This is a genomic window from Cellulomonas sp. McL0606 (genome assembly GCF_058248365.1).
Window position 1 is genome coordinate 4,080,838 of sequence record NZ_CM177779.1, and the last position, 17,212, is coordinate 4,098,049.

At 71.0% G+C, this 17,212-nt stretch carries 16 protein-coding genes and 2 pseudogenes; 3 read left to right on the plus strand and 15 right to left on the minus strand.

The window, feature by feature from the left end:
- The gene (locus AC38ZX_RS20940; RefSeq protein WP_491295765.1) at positions 1-390 is read left to right on the plus strand and encodes an META domain-containing protein; all 390 of its coding nucleotides are present in this window, start codon (positions 1-3) and stop codon (positions 388-390) included.
- Between the two features lie 24 nt (positions 391-414).
- Here AC38ZX_RS20940 and AC38ZX_RS20945 read toward each other — a convergent pair whose 3' ends face one another.
- From AC38ZX_RS20945 to AC38ZX_RS20955, 3 genes are all read right to left on the minus strand, one after another.
- A complete protein-coding gene (locus AC38ZX_RS20945; protein ID WP_491295766.1) occupies positions 415-966 on the minus strand; it encodes a copper resistance CopC family protein in 552 nt (183 codons plus the stop codon).
- A complete protein-coding gene (locus tag AC38ZX_RS20950) occupies positions 966-1,709 on the minus strand; it encodes a YcnI family copper-binding membrane protein (RefSeq protein WP_491295768.1) in 744 nt (247 codons plus the stop codon). Before AC38ZX_RS20950 ends, AC38ZX_RS20945 begins: the two co-directional genes overlap by 1 nt.
- Before the next feature lie 80 nt (positions 1,710-1,789).
- Complete coding sequence (locus tag AC38ZX_RS20955) at positions 1,790-2,419, minus strand: hypothetical protein (RefSeq protein WP_426593713.1); 630 nt, start codon at positions 2,417-2,419, stop codon at positions 1,790-1,792.
- A gap of 81 nt (positions 2,420-2,500) precedes the next feature.
- Here AC38ZX_RS20955 and AC38ZX_RS20960 point away from each other — a divergent pair, with 81 nt between their 5' ends.
- Positions 2,501-2,773 carry a DUF1905 domain-containing protein gene (locus AC38ZX_RS20960; protein WP_426593715.1) on the plus strand — a complete coding sequence of 91 codons (273 nt, stop codon included), beginning with the start codon at positions 2,501-2,503 and terminating at the stop codon, positions 2,771-2,773.
- A gap of 1 nt (position 2,774) precedes the next feature.
- Here the strand turns inward: AC38ZX_RS20960 and AC38ZX_RS20965 are convergent, their stop codons facing one another.
- From AC38ZX_RS20965 to AC38ZX_RS20975, 3 genes are all read right to left on the minus strand, one after another.
- A complete protein-coding gene (locus tag AC38ZX_RS20965; protein WP_426593717.1) occupies positions 2,775-3,071 on the minus strand; it encodes a DUF4287 domain-containing protein in 297 nt (98 codons plus the stop codon).
- Positions 3,072-3,129: 58 nt separating this feature from the next.
- Entirely contained in the window at positions 3,130-3,921 is a 792-nt protein-coding gene (locus tag AC38ZX_RS20970) for an aldo/keto reductase (protein ID WP_491295770.1), read from the minus strand.
- Positions 3,922-4,283: 362 nt separating this feature from the next.
- Positions 4,284-5,771: an HNH endonuclease signature motif containing protein gene (locus AC38ZX_RS20975; protein ID WP_491295771.1), complete on the minus strand. Its 1,488-nt coding sequence runs from the start codon at positions 5,769-5,771 to the stop codon at positions 4,284-4,286.
- 14 nt (positions 5,772-5,785) lie between these two features.
- Here AC38ZX_RS20975 and AC38ZX_RS20980 point away from each other — a divergent pair, with 14 nt between their 5' ends.
- On the plus strand, positions 5,786-5,974 hold the full coding sequence (locus AC38ZX_RS20980) for a hypothetical protein (protein WP_491295772.1): 189 nt from the start codon (positions 5,786-5,788) through the stop codon (positions 5,972-5,974).
- A gap of 19 nt (positions 5,975-5,993) precedes the next feature.
- Here the strand turns inward: AC38ZX_RS20980 and AC38ZX_RS20985 are convergent, their stop codons facing one another.
- From AC38ZX_RS20985 to AC38ZX_RS21025, 9 genes and pseudogenes are all read right to left on the minus strand, one after another.
- The gene (locus tag AC38ZX_RS20985; RefSeq protein WP_426593723.1) at positions 5,994-6,926 is read right to left on the minus strand and encodes an aldo/keto reductase; all 933 of its coding nucleotides are present in this window, start codon (positions 6,924-6,926) and stop codon (positions 5,994-5,996) included.
- Positions 6,927-7,053: 127 nt separating this feature from the next.
- Positions 7,054-8,433 (minus strand): hypothetical protein, encoded by a 1,380-nt coding sequence (locus AC38ZX_RS20990; RefSeq protein ID WP_491295773.1) that lies wholly within the window; start codon positions 8,431-8,433, stop codon positions 7,054-7,056.
- Positions 8,434-8,651: 218 nt separating this feature from the next.
- Positions 8,652-11,663, minus strand: a pseudogene (locus AC38ZX_RS20995) (alpha-mannosidase).
- A gap of 29 nt (positions 11,664-11,692) precedes the next feature.
- Positions 11,693-12,583, minus strand: coding sequence for a carbohydrate ABC transporter permease (locus tag AC38ZX_RS21000; protein WP_426593729.1), 891 nt, complete (start codon positions 12,581-12,583; stop codon positions 11,693-11,695).
- On the minus strand, positions 12,583-13,428 hold the full coding sequence (locus AC38ZX_RS21005; RefSeq protein WP_491297516.1) for a carbohydrate ABC transporter permease: 846 nt from the start codon (positions 13,426-13,428) through the stop codon (positions 12,583-12,585). Before AC38ZX_RS21005 ends, AC38ZX_RS21000 begins: the two co-directional genes overlap by 1 nt.
- A 99-nt stretch (positions 13,429-13,527) precedes the next feature.
- Positions 13,528-14,901 (minus strand): extracellular solute-binding protein, encoded by a 1,374-nt coding sequence (locus tag AC38ZX_RS21010; protein WP_491295775.1) that lies wholly within the window; start codon positions 14,899-14,901, stop codon positions 13,528-13,530.
- A 142-nt stretch (positions 14,902-15,043) separates the two neighbouring features.
- On the minus strand, positions 15,044-16,099 hold the full coding sequence (locus AC38ZX_RS21015) for an ROK family protein (RefSeq protein WP_491295776.1): 1,056 nt from the start codon (positions 16,097-16,099) through the stop codon (positions 15,044-15,046).
- 52 nt (positions 16,100-16,151) lie between these two features.
- Positions 16,152-16,274 (minus strand): annotated as a pseudogene (locus AC38ZX_RS21020) (ROK family transcriptional regulator); the annotation flags it as partial.
- A gap of 117 nt (positions 16,275-16,391) precedes the next feature.
- Positions 16,392-17,075, minus strand: coding sequence for a GAP family protein (locus tag AC38ZX_RS21025; protein ID WP_491295777.1), 684 nt, complete (start codon positions 17,073-17,075; stop codon positions 16,392-16,394).
- Between the last annotated feature and the right edge of the window lie 137 nt (positions 17,076-17,212).

Consider the following 17,212-nt stretch of genomic DNA (forward strand, 5'->3'; position numbering starts at 1 on the left):
ATGAGCCGACGCGTCGCCTCCCTCGCCGCGCTGCTCCTGCTGGGACTGATATCCGGCTGCGGCGCGGCGACGTCGTCGTCGGGCGACCCGACGCCCGCCGCCGACGCAACCGGCACCTGGGGCGCGTCGACCACCGAGGGCTCGGCCTACCTCGTCCTCGGCAGCGACGGCTCGGCCAGCGGGTCCGACGGCTGCAACAGGGTGGTCGGCACCTGGAAGGCGTCCGACACCGGCGTCAGCTTCTCGGCCTGGGCCACCACGAAGATGTACTGCCCCGAGGTGGACCCGTGGCTCCCGACGTCCGTCGCCGGGCTCGTGCACGACGACGACACGATGGTGCTGGTCAACCAGGACAACCTGCCCGTCGGCTCGCTGCAGCGGACCTCCTAGCGCGCCCTCAGGGCCGGGGCGCGCTCACTCAGCGCCTCGTCGGCCCCGTCGGAGCAGCCACCAGACCACAAGGGCGGCGGCGATCACGGCGAGGACGCCCGCGACGATCGCCGGGGCGTTGCTGCCACCCGACGCGGTCGACTGCTCGTCCCGGGCGTCGGACGGGGTCGGGCTGTCGGTGGTCGCGCCACCGATCGTCGTCGTCCCCGTGGTCGTGAAGCTGCGCTGGCCGGTGATCGGGTGCCCGTCCGCCGACGTGACCCGCCACGCCACGGTGTACCTCCCCGCCGGCAGGTCGCCGGCGAGCTTCTCCGAGACGGTCGCGTCGACGAGGACCGCGTCGCCGGCGCTCACCAGCGTCCCCGCGGGGTCGCGCACCTCGATCTCGGTGCCGAGCGCGAGGGCCGGCTCGTCGAACGTGAGCGTGACCTGGGCGGGGGCGACCGCGATCGTCGAGCCGTCCGTCGGGTCGGTGCTGCGCAGCACGTTGTGCGCCTCCGCTGCCCCGGCACCGGTCAACCCGAGGACCAGCCCGAGGCCGACGACGAGCAGCGCGCGAATCGACCGGGCGCGCATCAGGCCGCGTCCCCGCGCCGACGCCGCGAGACGAGGGCGACCGCCAGGGCGGCGGCCCCGAGCACCATGCCGACGATCCCCAACGTGCGCGCGAGCGTGTCGGTGGAGGCGTCGGTCGACGTCTGCCCGCTGCTGGTGACCGACACCGTCGCCTCATCGGTCGGCTCGGCCGTCGCGTGATCGTGGCCCTCGGCCTCGGCGGCGGTCGTCGTGAACGTGGGCACCGGGTGCTCGGGCTCCTCCTTGCTCGCCGGCGTCGGGTCAGTCCAGTCCACCACCGTGCCGTCGGTGTACGTCTGGTGCGTCGGGAACGTGAGCTGGGTGCCGGCGTCGGGGAGCGGGCCGACCGACAGCTCGAACTGCTGGAACTGGCCGTCGGCGATCTCGCTGCCGGGCTGCGCGGTCCAGGTCACGGTCGCCGGGGCCTTGGTGAGGGTCGTGCCCTCGACGACGACCGGCGCGGGCAGCGGCGCCTCGGTCACGGACGCCGTCCAGCCGGGGATGGGCCTGGTCGACACCGAGAGGAGCGGGTGGTCGGTCGGCAGGTCGACGACGACCTGGCTGGTCGACGCCGTGGCGGACTCGGTGGGGACGCGGAACGTGAGGACCGAGAACTCGCCGGCTGCGGTCTCGTCGGGGTCGACGTGGACGTGCGCGGAGGCGGCGGCAGCCGGGAGGACGACGAGCCCGAGGCTCGTCAGGACGACCGCCGCGAGGCGGTTCCGGCGATGGGTCGAAGGCATGGCGGAGGCTCCTGAGGATGGGGTGACCGACGAGGGTGTGCGAACGCGCACGCCCGGGCCGGCCCGCTCTCCGTGGAGGCTCAGGCAGCCAGCGTGACGTGCGCGGCCCGCAGCGGTGGACCGCGCAGGGGAACGACAGCGACGTCGCGCCGGGCGGCCGGGACGTGCGCCTCGACCTTGACCGGCAGGGTGGCGGACGCGGGCAGCGCGACGGGAGCGAGCAGCGCCACGAGGGGGCGCATCCACGTGGTGATCCACGTCAGGGCCCGATCGGTGCCGGCGATGAGCGCGGCGGTCAGCAGGGTCGCGACGACGTGCACGACGAGCATGGCGGACCCGCCGAGCGCCGGCGCCGACCCCGCGTGCGTCGACGTGCACGCGACCTGCATCGTCTGCGCGGCGGCATGGACGTGCTGGACCGAGGCAGAACCGGCAGCGGGCGCGCAGCCCATGCCGCTGAGCGCGTCGAACGCGTGGTGCAGAACCAGCTGACCGACGCCCAGCATGGCGACGGCACCCGGCAACCCCACCCGTCGAGCGCTGAGCGGCACCGCGGCGGCGAGTGCGACGGCGGCCAGCGGCACCAGGACGATCGCGTGCGGGACGTCCCCGCCACCGAGCAGGTGCGCGGCGAGCGCGAGGAACACGGTGCTCACCGCGACGACGAACGCGCGCACGAGGCGCGCGGGTCCGGTGGCGTGTGCGGGCACGGGCGCAACGGTACCGGTCGCCGCCCGCGACGGCCGCGTGCGCTCGGCTCGCTCCGGGAGGCCGCTGCGTAGGGTTCTGCCATGAGCGAGCCCCTCGACGCCACCTTCGTCGCCGCGATCGAGAAGGACGGCGCCTTCCCCACCTTCGTGACGCTCGACGGGTCGGCCGACCTGCTGGGCACGCGGCGGCCCGTCAAGGTCCGAGGCACGCTCGGCGGGCACCCGTTCGACGCAACCCTCATGTTGTCGGGAACGGATCCGCACTGGCTCCCGCTGCGTGCCGCGCTGTGCGCGCAGATCGGCAAGGGCCAGTCCGGCGACGAGGTCGAGGTGCGACTCCTCGAGCGGCTCTGAGCTAGGTGTTCGCCGGGTTCGTCGCCCTGCCGTCGAGCCACAGCTGGTCGGTGTCGTCGCGATGCACCCCGTCCGTGCCGACGTGCTTGCTGCTGATCGCCGGTCCCTTCTGGATGACGTGCACCAGCGCCATCGCGTGCCCTCGGCCCAGGCCGTAGTCCTCCTTGAGCCAGTCGACGATCACCCCCGCCTTCACGGAGGGGTCGTCGTAGCCGCGCTCCTTGGCCAGCTCGACGAACTGACGCGGGGTCAAGCCGGTCTGGTCCTCGATGTTGTCGAGGTACGCCTGGAACGTCACGGGTCCTCCCTCTCGCCGGTCTGCGCGACGGGCATGACGCCGAGGGTATCGACCCGGCTCAGGCTGGGCCGGACGTGGCGTCCAGGCGTGCGGTGGTCTCCGGGTCGAGCCGCAGCGCGCCGGCCGCGACGTTCTCCTCCAGGTGGGACCGCCGCGACGTTCCCGGGATGAGCAGGATGTTGTCGGCGTGCCCGAGCAGCCACGCGAGGCCGACCTGGCTCGGCGTCGAGCCGAGCCGTTCGGCTGCCGCGCGAACCTCCGGGTGGTCGGTCACCTTGGGCATGCGCGCGAAAGCGGACCCCAGCGGGAAGAACGGCACGTACGGGATGCCGTGCTCCCGGCACAGGTCGAGGATCGGCTCGTCGTCGCGGGCGAGCAGGTTGTACGCGTTCTGGACGCACGCGATCTCCGTCCGCTCCATCGCGTGCCGCACCTGGTCGAGGCTCACGTTGCTCACCCCGACGCCGCCGATCTTGCCCTCGGCACGGAGAGCCACCATCTCGTCCAGCTGGTCGTCGAGCGCGACGGTCGGGCCGTGGTCGGGGGCATGCAGCCGGAGGTTGACCACGTCGATGCGATCGACGGCCAGGCTGCGAAGGTTCGCCTCGACCCCGGCGTGCAGCAAGGCAGGTTCCTGCGCCGGGAGCCAGGTCCCCGTCGCGTCCCGGTCCGCCCCGACCTTGCTGACCAGGACGAGGTCGTCCGGGTACGGGTGGAGGGCCGCGTGGATCAGCTCGTTGCTCACGTCCGGCCCGTAGAACTGCGCCGTGTCGATGTGGTTCACACCCAGCTCGACGGCCCGCCGAAGAACCGACAGCGCTTCGTCGCGGTCCCGCGGCGGCCCGAGCACCCCTGGTCCCGGGCTCGCATCGCCCCGAACCCGATCCGACGAACGACCCGATCACCCAGTGCATAGGTCGAACGCGCGGAGTCGGTCACGACTCCTGTATACGCCGACCGTCTGTCACCGACCCGCTGGTCCGGCTAGGTCGACACCGAGGGGGAAGGACCGTGCACAACGCGCCCACCTGCGCACCGCCACCCGGTGCCCGGTGCCCGGTGCCCGATGCCCGATGCCCGATGCCTGGTACCTGGTACCTGGTACCTGGTACCTGGTACCTGGTACCGAGACGATCACCTCAGAGCGCGGGCGGCGCACACCTCCACGACCCGGCGGCTGGTCGGACTGCCGTCCCCGGGAGCTTGGCCGAGCTAGAAGGGTGGTGGTTGGTCGTGCGTCGTTGGTGGTCTCGCTGGTGGGGGGTGGTGCTCAAGGGCGCTGGGGTCGACGTGGATCGGGGTCGGGTGGTTGTAGGTGGTGATGCCGAGCCAGGACGTCCAGGTGGAGATCCCGGTCGCCTTGTCGAAGGTGACGTTCCAGGCCTTTTCGGTCTTGGCCTGGTGGTGGTGCCGGCACAACGCGTGCAGGTTCTCCACACAGGTCTGATCAGCTGCCGGACGGGTCGGGTCGAAGGGGACCCGGTGGTCCAGATCGCATCGTGCTGCGGGCTGGCGGCATCCCGGGAAGGTGCACGTCACGTCACGCGCGATCACCGTGCGGGTCAGATCCGCGCCCGGCCGGTACGTCACGCCGCCGACCTCGCACACCAGACCGGTTGCCGGGTCGGTCAGGACCCGTCGCCACGTCCCGTCCTGCGCGAGGTCCCGTGCGAGGCCGGCGGGGATCGGGCCGAACGAGTCCAGGAACCCCGGCGCATCATCGCGACCTAGCAGGGTGCTGGCCGCGACCGTGACGTTGATCGTGACTGCTTGACCATGCCGGCGGGGCAACGGGGACCCGTCCGGCGTCGCCTGCCGTTCGAGCACGCTCATGAACACGTCTCCGAAAGCGTCGGCGCGCCGTTGATCCGCGGTCCGTTGATCCCCGTCCACGTGGGTGGTCCCGGCCAGGGCGTCAAGGACGGTGAACGCGGCGGTGGCGACCTGGGCGGGCAGCAGTGCCGTCAACCACGCCATGCCGTCCACTCCGGGCGTCAACGTCACACACCGGTCCGCGACCGCCCGCACCCGGCGCGCCTCCGCTGCCCGACCGTCCACGGCCAACACCTGGCGGCGGACCCGCTGCCCCAGCTGCGGGGCCGTGAGCACCCCCGCGTGCGCGACCGCGTCAGCAAGCACCGTCGGTTCGACCGCCGCCGCGTCCTGGTTCAGGAACGCGATCTCCTTGACCACCACATCGACCTTGCGCGCATCGAGCAGCCCCGCCGCCCACGCGTCCTGCAGCACTGGCCGGGACCCGGTCAGGCACGCCCGGGCTACCAGGTCGTCCGCGACCCGCCGCGTGCACACCAGCTGCGTCGCCACATGGTCCGCGATCCATTGGTCAGGCACGCTGGCCCGAGCGGTCATCTCCTGCAGCACGACGGCCTGCGCTGCCTGGGCCGCGCAGATCACCTGCTGCCAGCCCGCGAGAGCGCTGAACAGATCCCCATCCGACAGATCCGCCACTGCGAGAGCCTCGAGCACCGCGGACAGCTCACGCGGGCTCGTCGAACCGGCCGGGAACAGCGGAAACGCCGACCCAGGCTCAGGCTCCGACCACCGACCCGCGGGCACACCGGTCGTGCCCGCCTGATCCATCACTACCGTCATCGTCGCCCCCCGCCCGAGCTTGATCGCTCGAACAAGTGTACGATCGACCACCGACACCGGTCCGAGATCCAGGGGGCAGACGGGCACCTAGGCTGCGCGCCATGACCCACGCCGCCCGTGCCATGGCGTCATGGGCGACCGTCGTCGCCACGGACGACGACGTGCGAGTGACGACCGTCCTCGCGACCCGACGGCTCCAGATGCCCGTCCGGATCTCCGCCCGCGTCACGCCGCCGGGACGAGGCGTCGGTCTGTTCGGGATCTTGCGAGCGGCGGCCGGGATCTTCTGACCTCGGCCGCCGCGAGCGTCTACGGCACCACGTGCCCGGCGGCGCGGAAGAGGTCGTACCACTCGGCGCGGGTCAGCGGCAGGTCGGAACCGAGTGCTGCGCCCCGGACGCGCTCGGGGCTCGTCGTCCCCAGGACCACCTGCATCCGCGCGGGGTGCCGCGTGATCCACGCGGTGGCGACGGCGATCGGGGGCACGTCGTACTGTGCGGCCAGCCGGTCGATGACCGCGTTGAGCTCGGCGTACTCGGGGTTGTCCAGGAAGACGCCCGTGAAGAACTTGGCCTGGAACGGCGACCACGCCTGGATGGTGATGTCGTGCAGGCGGCAGTAGTCGACGATGCCGTTGTCGCGGCTGATCGACTGGTCCAGGTCGAGCATGTTCGACGCGACGCCCTGCGCCACGAGCGGCGCATGCGTGATGGACAGCTGCAGCTGGTTGGCCACGATCGGCTGCTTCACGTACTTGCGCAGCAGCTCGATCTGCCCCGGCGTCTGGTTGGAGACGCCGAACGCGCGCACCTTGCCGGACGCCTCGAGAGCGTCGAACGCGCGCGCGACCTCCTCGGGCTCGACCAGGGCGTCGGGGCGGTGCAGCAGCAGGATGTCGATGTAGTCGGTCTGGAGCGCGGCGAGCGAGCCGTCGACCGATGCGATCAGGTGGTCGTACGAGAAGTCGAAGTACGGCCCTTCGCGCACGATGCCGGCCTTGGTCTGGATGACCAGCTCGGCACGGTCGGCCGGGGTCAGCTGGAGCGCCTCCGCGAACCGGGTCTCGCAGCCGTGCAGGTCGGAGCCGTACACGTCGGCGTGGTCGAGGAACGCGATGCCGGAGTCGCGCGCGGCGCCCACGAGCGTGCGCACCTCGTCGTCGGTCTTGTCCTGGATACGCATCATGCCCAGCACGACGTTGGGCACGACCAGATCGGTCCCGGGCAGGGTGAAGGTCTTCACGGCGGTGTGGTCCTCTCGGTGGTTTCGTCCACCGTCGAGGCTAATCCCTCCGACGGCGTCCGGTCGCCGCGGACCTGCGGCCCGCGGATCGACACCCGTAGCCCGGGAGGGTTCACGACCCCCGGACTCAGGGGACGCGGTACGCCCGCAGCCCGGCGGGCGTCGCGAGGACGACCAGGCCCGCGTGCACAGGCGTGCCCACGACCTGCAGCAACCGGGTGGTGACCTCGGAGCCGCCCGCGGGTGTCCCGTCGACATGGCACAGCTGCACGACGTCGAGACCGGGGTACGTGATCTCCGCGAGGGACGGGATCCCGCCCTCGTGGTACTGGTACTCGGTCGTCGCCAGGCAGCCGACGATCTCGTCGGGGCCCACGGGCGTGATGGAGCCGTCGGACAGCCGGATCCGCACGATGGTTCCGGCGCTGCCGACCATCCGGTACTGGTCGTTCCCGGCGTAGGCGGTGCCCATGCTCGAGAAGATCGCGCCGGGCGCGTCCCCCAGAGGCGCGCTCCACACCACCGACCCGGTCGCCGGGTCGAACTTCTCGAGCGACACGGCGAAGGGGCCGGCCGGAGTCATGGGCGCGCCGTCCGCGGCGGTCGCCGTTCCGGTCGCGCGGCACCAGAGGTCGACGCTGTACCCGCCGGCGACCTGGCAGGCCGGTGCGACCCCGTCGACCCGCCACTTCACGGCACCCGTCGCAGCGTCCAGCGCCACGGTGGACTGCGCGGCTACGTCCCAGGTGGACTGGCCCTTCTGGTGCGCGGCGACGCTGCCGATGATCTGCGTGTTCTTCGGGTCCTCCTGCCAGTTCCAGCCGCTGTCGGAGGAGTAGCCGGGTCCGAACAGCTCGTCGTAGGGGTGGCTCCAGACGGTCGCGCCGTTCTCGGACCGCCCGAGGACCTCCTGGCCCGCCGGCGGACGGTCGTTCGTCGCCCACAGGCCACCCGAGAGCGGTCGGGCGTTCGCGGGGATCGATTCCGCGTCGCCCGTGATCACCGCCTGCACCGGGTCGAGCCGGAACGTCCGCATCTGCGTGACGTCGGGTCCGACGCCACCCACCACGCAGAACGCGCCCGGGTCGGCGTCGCTGCACTTGTCCGGCCGACTACCGGCGATGAACCGGAAGGTCTGCCCCGTCGTCGCGGAGTTGTGGTACTCCACCGGTACGCCGGTCACGATGTCGACGACCGTGATCGTGTGGCCACCCGCCGGGGCGTCCGTGTCCACCGCGGCGAACGTCCGGTTGCCGACGGTGACCGTGCCCGGCTCGACTCCACGCCGGCCGCCCCGGCGCCCGGTGAGGCAGGGATGGTCCACAGCACGGATCCATCGGAGGCCGACCAGGCGGTCAGGGCCAGCGGTGCTGTTCCCCGCGCTCACGTAGTCGAGGATCACGTCGCCGACGACCTTGGGCGGTCCGAGCACGTGCGCGTCGGCGGACCAGGTCAGCAAGCCGTCACCCGACGGCCCGGTACCCGCGACCGGCACCAGGTCGTCCATGGGGACCTTCGGCGCCTCCGGTGCAGGCGTCGAGCATGCTGCGAGCAGTGCGACCCCCACGACGACGAAGGCCCACCTGCCACGCAGCTGCACGATCTCCCCCTACCGGCCCGCCCCGCGCGGATCTCCCCCCTGTATCGGCACGCCGGCCGCGGGGATGAAGGTGCGGCGGCGGCCGACCTTCCCGCCGCCGCACCACGCCTGCCGCAGGTGTCCCCTCAGACCCTCGGCAGACGCAGGGTGACGATCTGGAACGGGCGCAGTGCGAGCTGCACCGCTTCCGCGGTCGAGGCGACCCCCGGCGCCTCGACGTCCCGCTCCAGCAGGTCGACCGCCCGGGCACCGGAGACCGCGAACGACGGCGTGAGCGTCCCCTTCGCGTGCCCCCCGAGCGACTCGTACAGGCGCACGATCACGTCACCGCTGCGGTCCTCGGCCAGCTTGACGGCCTCGACCACGATCGCGGGGTTGTCGACCACGACCAGCGGCGTCACCGGGCCGGCCCCCTGCACGACGCGCGCCGGCAGGTTGGTGCGGTAGCCGTCCTCGATCGCGTCCGCGATGGAGGCGCCGGCGTGCAGCACGGTGGTCAGCCGGTGGTGACCCTGGTCCGCCTCCGGGTCCGGGAACACGGGCGCCCGCAGCAGGGACAGCCGGACGGTCGTGCCCGTGCCCCCCTCGCGACGCGTGACGTCGTGGCCGTAGGTGGCGTCGTTCGCGACGGAGACCCCGTAGCCGGGCTCGCCCACGTGCAACCAGCGGTGCGCGCAGATCTCGAACCGGGCCGCGTCCCACGACGTGTTGGTGTGCGTCGCGCGGAACACGTGGCCGAACTGCGTCTCGGCCGCCGACCGGTCGGCGTGCACGTCGAGCGGGAACGCGAGCTTGAGCAGCCTCTGCCGCTCGCGCCACTCGATGTCCGTGACGATCTCGATCGCCGCCGACCCGCGCCGGAACGTGAGCTCCTGCACCAGGGTCGAGGAGCCGAACGTCCTCGTGGTCCTCACCACGACGACGTCGGCGGTCTCCGTCACCACCTCGCGGCTGTCCGCGTCCAGCAGGTCCGTGCCCACCCGCCGGTACTCCGTGTCGATGTCCCACGCGTCCCACTTGGCCGGGGTGTCCCGGTGCAGCTGGAGCAGGTTGGCGAGCGTGCCCGCCGGGACCACCTCGCGGTCGGCGACGAGATCCACGAGCGAGTCGATCTGGCCGCCGGCCGTCACGTGCACGTCGATCAGGCCGTTGCGCACGCTGATCGTGCCGTCGTCCTCGCGCACGAGGTGGACGGGCTCTCCCACCGGCGCCTCGACCGGCGCGGCACCGAGTGCGACGACGCCGTCCCGGGAGTGCGGCGCCGCGTTGAGCAGCAGGGCTGTGTCCCCGGTGCCGACGACGGCCGCGGCCGACGCCGAGATGAGCGCCTCCAGCTCAGCACCGATCCGCGTGTACGTCTCCTCGGCCTGCCGGTGCACCCAGCCGATCGAGCTTGCCGGGCAGGATGTCGTGGAACTGGTGCAGCAGCGCTGTGTGCCAGATGGTCTCGAGCTCGTCGTACGGGTACTCGGTCCCCTTCTGTACAGCGGCGGTCGTCGCCCAGAGCTCGGCCTCCCGCAGCAGGTGCTCGGTGCGCCGGTTGCCCTGCTTGGTCCGCGCCTGCGACGTGTACGTGCCGCGGTGGAACTCGAGGTACATCTCGCCGGACCACACCGGCGGATGCGTGAACTCGGTCTCCGCGCGCTCGAAGAACGTGTTCGGGCTGCCCAGCTCGACGCGCGGTGCGCCCTCGAGGTTCCCGAACCGGTGCGCGGACGCGATCATCTCCCGCGTCGGGCCGCCGCCGCCGTCGCCCCAGCCGTAGGGCACGATCGACGACGCGGCGACGCCCTTCTCGTTGAAGTTCGCCTCGGTGTGCAGCAGCTCCTTGGCGGACAGGTCCGAGTTGTACGTGTCGACCGGCGGGAAGTGCGTGAGCACCCGCGAGCCGTCGATGCCCTCCCAGGTGAACGTGTGGTGCGGCATCCGGTCGGTGTCGTTCCACGACAGCTTCTGCGAGACGAACCACCTCGACCCGGCGGCGCGCACGATCTGCGGCAGCGCACCCGAGTAGCCGAAGGAGTCGGGCAGCCAGACGTCCTGCGTCTCGACGCCGAACTCCTCCAGGAAGAACCGCTTGCCGGCCACCATCTGCCGAGCCATCGCCTCGGAGCCGGGCATGTTGGTGTCGGACTCGACCCACATGCCGCCCACCGGCACGAACTGGCCGGCCGCGACCTTCTTGCGGATGCGGTCGAAGATGTCCGGGTAGAACTCCTTCATCCACGCGTACTGCTGCGCCGACGAGCATGCGAACACGAAGTCGGGATCCGCGTCCATGAGCGCCAGCACGTTGGAGAACGTGCGGGCACACTTGCGGACCGTCTCGCGCAGCGGCCAGAGCCACGCCGAGTCGATGTGCGCGTGCCCGACGGCGATCGCGCGGTGCGCGGAGGCCGACGCCGGGGCGTCGAGCAGCGGACGCAGCGCGGCGCGGGCCACGGCGGCGGTGCCCGGCACGTCGTGGGGGTCGACCAGGTCGATCACCGCATCGAGCCCGTACCGGATGCTCGCGGCGCGCGTCGACTCGGCGGGCAGCTCCTTCATCAACCCGACCAAGGCCGTCAGGTCCTGCCAGAGCTCCCAGACCGCGACGTCGCGGAGCGCCACGTCGACGCACCTGAGTCGTACTGCGGGTCGGTGCCCGCGGTCGCCAGGTCGCCGTACGGCGTCGGCACGAAGCCGAAGTTGCTCGCGATGTTCGGGTTGCCGGCGGCCTCGACGAACACGTCGATCGAGGTGCCCTCACCCCACGGCACGGCCTGGTTGAACGGCGAGACACCCTTGATCGTCGTGCCGTCGACCCGCCACACCAGGCCCTCGGCCTGGAACCCGGGGTTGTCGCGGTTGAAGCCGAGGTCGACGACGAGCTCGACGGCCGTGCCGGCGGCCGGCCAGCCCTCGGGCACCGAGCCCGTGACGTGGAACCAGGTGGTGCTCCACGGTGCGCCCCACGCCAGGCCCGGGCGCACGGGCTCGTAGGCCTGGTCGACCGCGTCGCGGAACGGCACCGGTTCACCTGGTGCGGACCAGGCCGTCAGGTCGAGCGCCACCCGGTCGCGATAGATCGCGGGGACGATCCGCTCGGCCACGAATCGGTCGATCCGGCCCTCGGTGAGCAGGGGGTTGCCGTGCATCGTGCTCCTCTTTCCGTACGTGTGTGGAGTCAGCCCTTGACGGCGCCGGCCATGGCGAACGAGCCGCCGGACAGCCTCTGGACCAACAGGTAGAGCGCCAGGACGGGAGCGGCGTACAGGATCGAGAAGGCGGCGAGCTTGCCGTACGCGACCGAGCCGTAGGTCCCGAAGAAGTTGAAGATGGCCACCGCAGCCGGTTGGTGCTCCGGGCTGAAGATGAGGACGAACGGGACGAAGAAGTTCCCCCACGCCATCGTGAAGGCGAAGATGAAGACGACCGCGATCCCGGGTCGCATCAGCGGCAGGACGATCCGGACCAGGGCCCGCATCGCGCTCGCGCCGTCCACCCACGCCGCCTCCTCGAGGGAGATCGGCACCGAGTCCATGAAGTTCTTCGTCATCCAGATCGACATGGGCAGCCCTGCGGCCGCCATGAAGAAGATGGTCCCGGGCACCGAGTCGAGCAGGTGCAGGTACACGAAGAGCGAGTAGACCGGCACCATCATCGCGGTGATCGGCAGGCCGGTCGCGAACAGGATGGTGTAGAGGAACGAGCGGCGGAACCGCATCTGGTAGCGCGACAGCGGGTAGGCCGCCAGCACGGCGACGATGATCGTGATGAGCGCGGTGCCCATCGAGATCACGAACGAGTTCCACAGCGGCAGCAACGTCTGCTGGTAGGTGAACACCGAGGCGAAGTTGTCCATCGTGGGGTGCGACGGCACCTTCACGCCGACCGTCGCGGCCGGGTCGAACGCCGACAGCAGGATCCACGCGAGCGGGACCAGGAACGTCAGGCCGATGAGCCCGAGGATCACGGTCGAGACCCACTTGGTGTTCCGGCCACGAGGTGCGGCCAGGGCCGTCCTCTCCCGCAACGTCGGCGGGACCACCGTGGCCGGGGTGTCGATGACCGACATCAGTCCACCTCCGGCTTGAGCGCCTTGATGTACACGATCGAGAAGATCGCGCCGATCAGGAGGGTCACGGTCGCGATCGCGGTTCCGTAGCCCACCTGCGAGAACTTGAACGCCTCCTGGTACGCCAGCACCGGGAGCGTGGAGCTGTTGGTGCCCGGACCGCCGCCGGTCATCACCCAGATCAGCGTGAAGACGCCGAGCGTCTGCAGCGTGGTGAGCATGAGGTTGGTCGAGATCGACCGCCGGATCATCGGCAGCGTGATCAGGAAGAACCGCTGGAACATGCCCGCGCCGTCGATCTCCGCGGCCTCCGTGATCTCCGGTGGCACCTCGGCGAGCGCGGCGTTGTAGACCATCATCGAGAAGGCCGTCCCGCGCCAGATGTTCGCCATGATCACCGCGAACATCGGGAACGTGATGAGCCATGTCGTGTTGGCCACGCCGAACCAGCCGAGCATCGTGTTCAACGTGCCGTCCGTAGAGAAGAAGGCGTAGAGCGCGAAGGCCGCGACGATCTCCGGCAGCACCCACGCGCAGACGACCAGGCCGCCGACGATGGACCGCATGGGCTTGGCCGCGGACCGCATCAGCAGGGCCAGGAACATCCCGAGCACGTTCTGGCCGATGACTGCCGAGGCGAACACGAACAGCACCGTGAGCCAGACGGACTTCCAGAAGTCGTGGCTCGAGAGCAGGTTGATGTAGTTCTCGAGCCCGATGAACTGCGGGTTCGCCGCCTTGTAGCCCGTGAGGGCCGTGTTGGTCAGGGACCCGTAGAGCGACCAGACGATCGGGCCGGCCAGGAAGACCGTGAGGAGTGCGACGGCGGGGCCGAGCGGGAGGATCCGGAAGAACCCCTCGCGGCGGGTCCGCCGCCGCGGCCGGGGGACTCGTGCCCCCGGCCACGGCCTGCCCGTGCGGGCAGTGCGAGATCAACCACCAGGTCAGCCCGTCGTCGTCTTGTCGTCGCCGACGATGCCCTTGACGGCCTCGTCGTAGGCCTTCGCGGCATCCGCCGGCGACTGCTGGCCGGTTGCCATGGCCTCCGCGGCGACCTGGATGTTCGACGAGATCTGCGAGTAGTCCGGCGTCGCGGGGCGGAAGTGCGTGTCCGCGACGAGGTCCGAGAAGAACTTGAACGTCGGGTTGTACGCGATGTACGCCGGGTCCGTGGCGACGTCCTTGCGGACGGCGATCTGGCTGTTCTCGGTGTCGTACTTGAAGGTGTTCTCCTTGTTCAGCGCGGTCGTGATGAAGTCGAACGCCGCCTGCTTGTCCTTGGCGTGCGAGCCGACCGCGAGGGTCCAGCCGCCCGACATCGAGTTCACACCGGGCTGCGCACCGTCCTGCGTCGGCATCTTGGCCAGACCGAGGGTGTCGTTCCACGCCGGCCACGCGTTGTCGCCCGAGATCCAGCCGCCGGGCAGCCACGAGCCGTCGATCGCCATCGCGAGCTTGCCCTGCGGCAGGAACTCGGTGCTCACGCGGTTGCCGATCGAGGCGTCGAGCGCGACGTCGAGCGAGGGCGCGAGCCCGTCGGAGTAGACGTCGTGCATGAAGCCGAGCGAGTCGGTGAACCCCTTCGACCCGACCACCCACTTGCTCGACTTCGTGTTGTAGAGGGTGTCGCCCGTGCCGTACAGGAGCATCTCGAAGCCCTGCATCGTGGTGGCCTCGCCGGCCGCCTTGCCCGCGTAGATGTTCAGCGGGATGACGTCCGGGACCTTCGACTTGATGGTCTTGGCGGCCGTGATGATGTCGGCCCAGTTCGTCGGCTGCCAGTCGGCGGGGAGGCCGGCCTGGGCGAAGATCTTCTTGTTGAAGTAGATCGCGCGCGTGTCGGTGCCCATCGAGACGCCGTAGGTCTTGCCGTCGTCGCCGAGGCCGGCCTGCTTGGCGTTGTCGTAGAACTGCGACCAGTCGGACCACTTGGCCAGGTAGTCGTCGATGGGTGCCAGGTAGCCGGCCGCCGCGTCGGAACGGATCTGGAACGTGTCCTCGTAGATGACGTCCGGCGCGGTCGAGGGCGAGCCGTTCATCAGGGCGAGCTTGGTGAAGTACTGGTCCTGCTCGGCCTCGATCGGCTGCAGGTCGATCTTGACGTTCGGGTTCGCGGCCTCGAACTGGGTCTTGGCCTGCTGCAGCATGTCGTCGAGCTGGTGGAACGCGGTGGTCTTCTGGTAGGCGACCTTGACGGTCGCAGTACCTCCGCTGGCGCCAGAGCTGGCGTCGTTGCCGCTGTCACCACTGCTGCACGCCGCGGTCAGGGCGGTGAGAGCCACCACCGAGACCACTGCCATTGCTGACTTGAGACGCATGGGGGCTCCCTTGCTCCTGTGCTTCCTCGCGTGCCGGGCGTCGTCGCCGCACGCTGGTGGTAAATATTAACGCGAAAGGACTTATTAAAGTCGAGGCTCTCCAGGTCTCGGATCGGTAACGATCCGGACATGTGGGGATCTGTCAGGCGAGCAGCATCAGATCGGACGGCCGCGGTGTGAACGCCTGGCTCAGCACCAGGCAACCGGCTCCGACGGCACCCACCTGCGACCCCAACGGCGATCCCAGCACGGCGATGGAGTGCGCACCGCTGGGCACGTGATGCTCCGAGACCAGCTTGGCCAGACCCGGCATGGCGTGCCGCTCCATCCGGGACCACAGCGGTCCGCCGATGATCACGGTGTCGAGGTCGCACAGGTCGGTGATGACCGTCGAGGCCATGCCGAGCCGGCGACCGGCCGTCTCCAGCACGGAGATCGCGCCGACGTCGCCCGCGTCCGCCGCCGCGCACAGCGCGCTGAACGCGAGGTTGATGTCACGCGGGTCCGTCATGTCGCCCACCTCCAGAGGGACCCCTGCGGCGAGCCCCTGCTGGACCAGGATCTCGGCCCGCAGGACGGCACCCAGGCAGCCGCGCTTCCCGCACTCGCAGTCCGGGCCGGTGGGGTCGACGACGAAATGGCCCGACTCGCCGGCGTTCCCGGAGACCCCGCGGACCACCTCGTCGCGGATCACCAGCGAGAGCGCCACGCCCGTGCCGAGGTAGAAGAACGCGAACTCCGCCGACCGGTGCACGCCGGGGTTCCACAGGTGCGCGGACGCGGCCGCGATCGTGTCCTTGTCCAGCATGACCGGCAGGTGGGTGCCGCTGGCGACGTCGTCGCGGAGCGGGACGCCGTGCCAGCCCGGCAGGTGCGGCGGGTCGAGGACCACACCGCGATCGACGTCGATGGGTCCCGGCGTGGCGATGCCTACGCCGAGCAGCAGCGAGCGGTCGATCTCCGCCGACGCGATCAGGTCCTCGATGGCGCCGACGATGCCCGCGACCACCTGGTCGGGCTGCTCCGGCACCGGCGTCGGCATCTGCGACTGCGCGACCGGCGTGCCCGCCAGGTCCAGGATCACGAACGTCATCACGGCCGGGTCGAGGTGGACGCCGATCGCGTACCGACCGCTCGGGTCCAGGTGCAGGAGCGTGCCCGGACGCCCCGGTCCGGGCCGCGCTCTCGCCCTCCTCACGCACCAGACCCTGTTCGAGCAGCCGACGCGTCGCGTTGGTGACGGTCTGCGCGGACAACCCCGTGCGCCGGGCGAGCTGGGCGCGGGTGAGCCCTGAGTCCGCGCGCCGGACCACGTCGAGGATCACCGTCTGGTTGAACCCGGCCACGCGTGGCAGGTTCGTCCCTCGGCGCATCGCAGTCACTCCCGTGTGGTCGACGTCGGCCCGTGCATCCGTGCACCACGACACCCGTGTCGCGGTCGAGCGGGGCCATCATGTCACCGCGTCCACAGGTTGCCGCGCACCGGCCCCTCAGCGACCCAGCCCGTCGAGGCCGCCGCCCAGCACGCTGGCACCGAGGACCAGCAGGACGAACACCGTGATCGCCGCGCTGTGGGCGACCATGAACACGCGCACGCGCTCGAGCGTCGCGGCCGCGCCAGGGCCCCCGAGCAGGCTGGCCACCACGGCGCCCAGGACGGTGCTCGACCCGAGCACGACGAACACCGCGACGGCGGCCGCCAGCTCGGCGCCGTGCACCCCGGTCTCGATCGCGGCCGTCACCGCGGCCGCGGTCAGCACGGCGTTCTTCGGGTTGCCGCCGGACAGCAGGAGACCCAGGACGACCGCGCGGCCGGGCGACGCGTCCTGCAGCGACGCCATCCAGGCGGGCGTCTTGACCTCGTCGCCGGCCCTCGGGCGTTTCAGCCACTTGCGCACCCCGAGGCCGATCATCACCGCCCCGGCCGCCACCCGGGACCAGTCGGCCACCGCCGACGCCGGGCTGTCGGGGTCGTCGGCACCGCCGAGCAGCAGGACAACGACCGTCGAGACGAGGGCCAGACCGACGACCCAGCCGGCGGCGAAGAGCGGCCCGTTCCGCCGCGCGTGCGTGCCCGACAGGATCAGGACGACGCCGATCACCGGGAACGGGCTCAGGGCGACCGCCATCGCGAGCGCGAGCACCGAGCCGATCGCCTGACTCAGCACCCGCATCCCTTCGTCGTCGTTCGCCTGCCGCGACGCTACCGGGCTGGGAACCGCTGCAGGTCCGGGCCGAGCAGGCCGCGCGCCCAGTCGTACTGCGAAAGGTCGGTGTGGCCGCGTTCGGGCCGATGTCGGAGGGTTCCGGC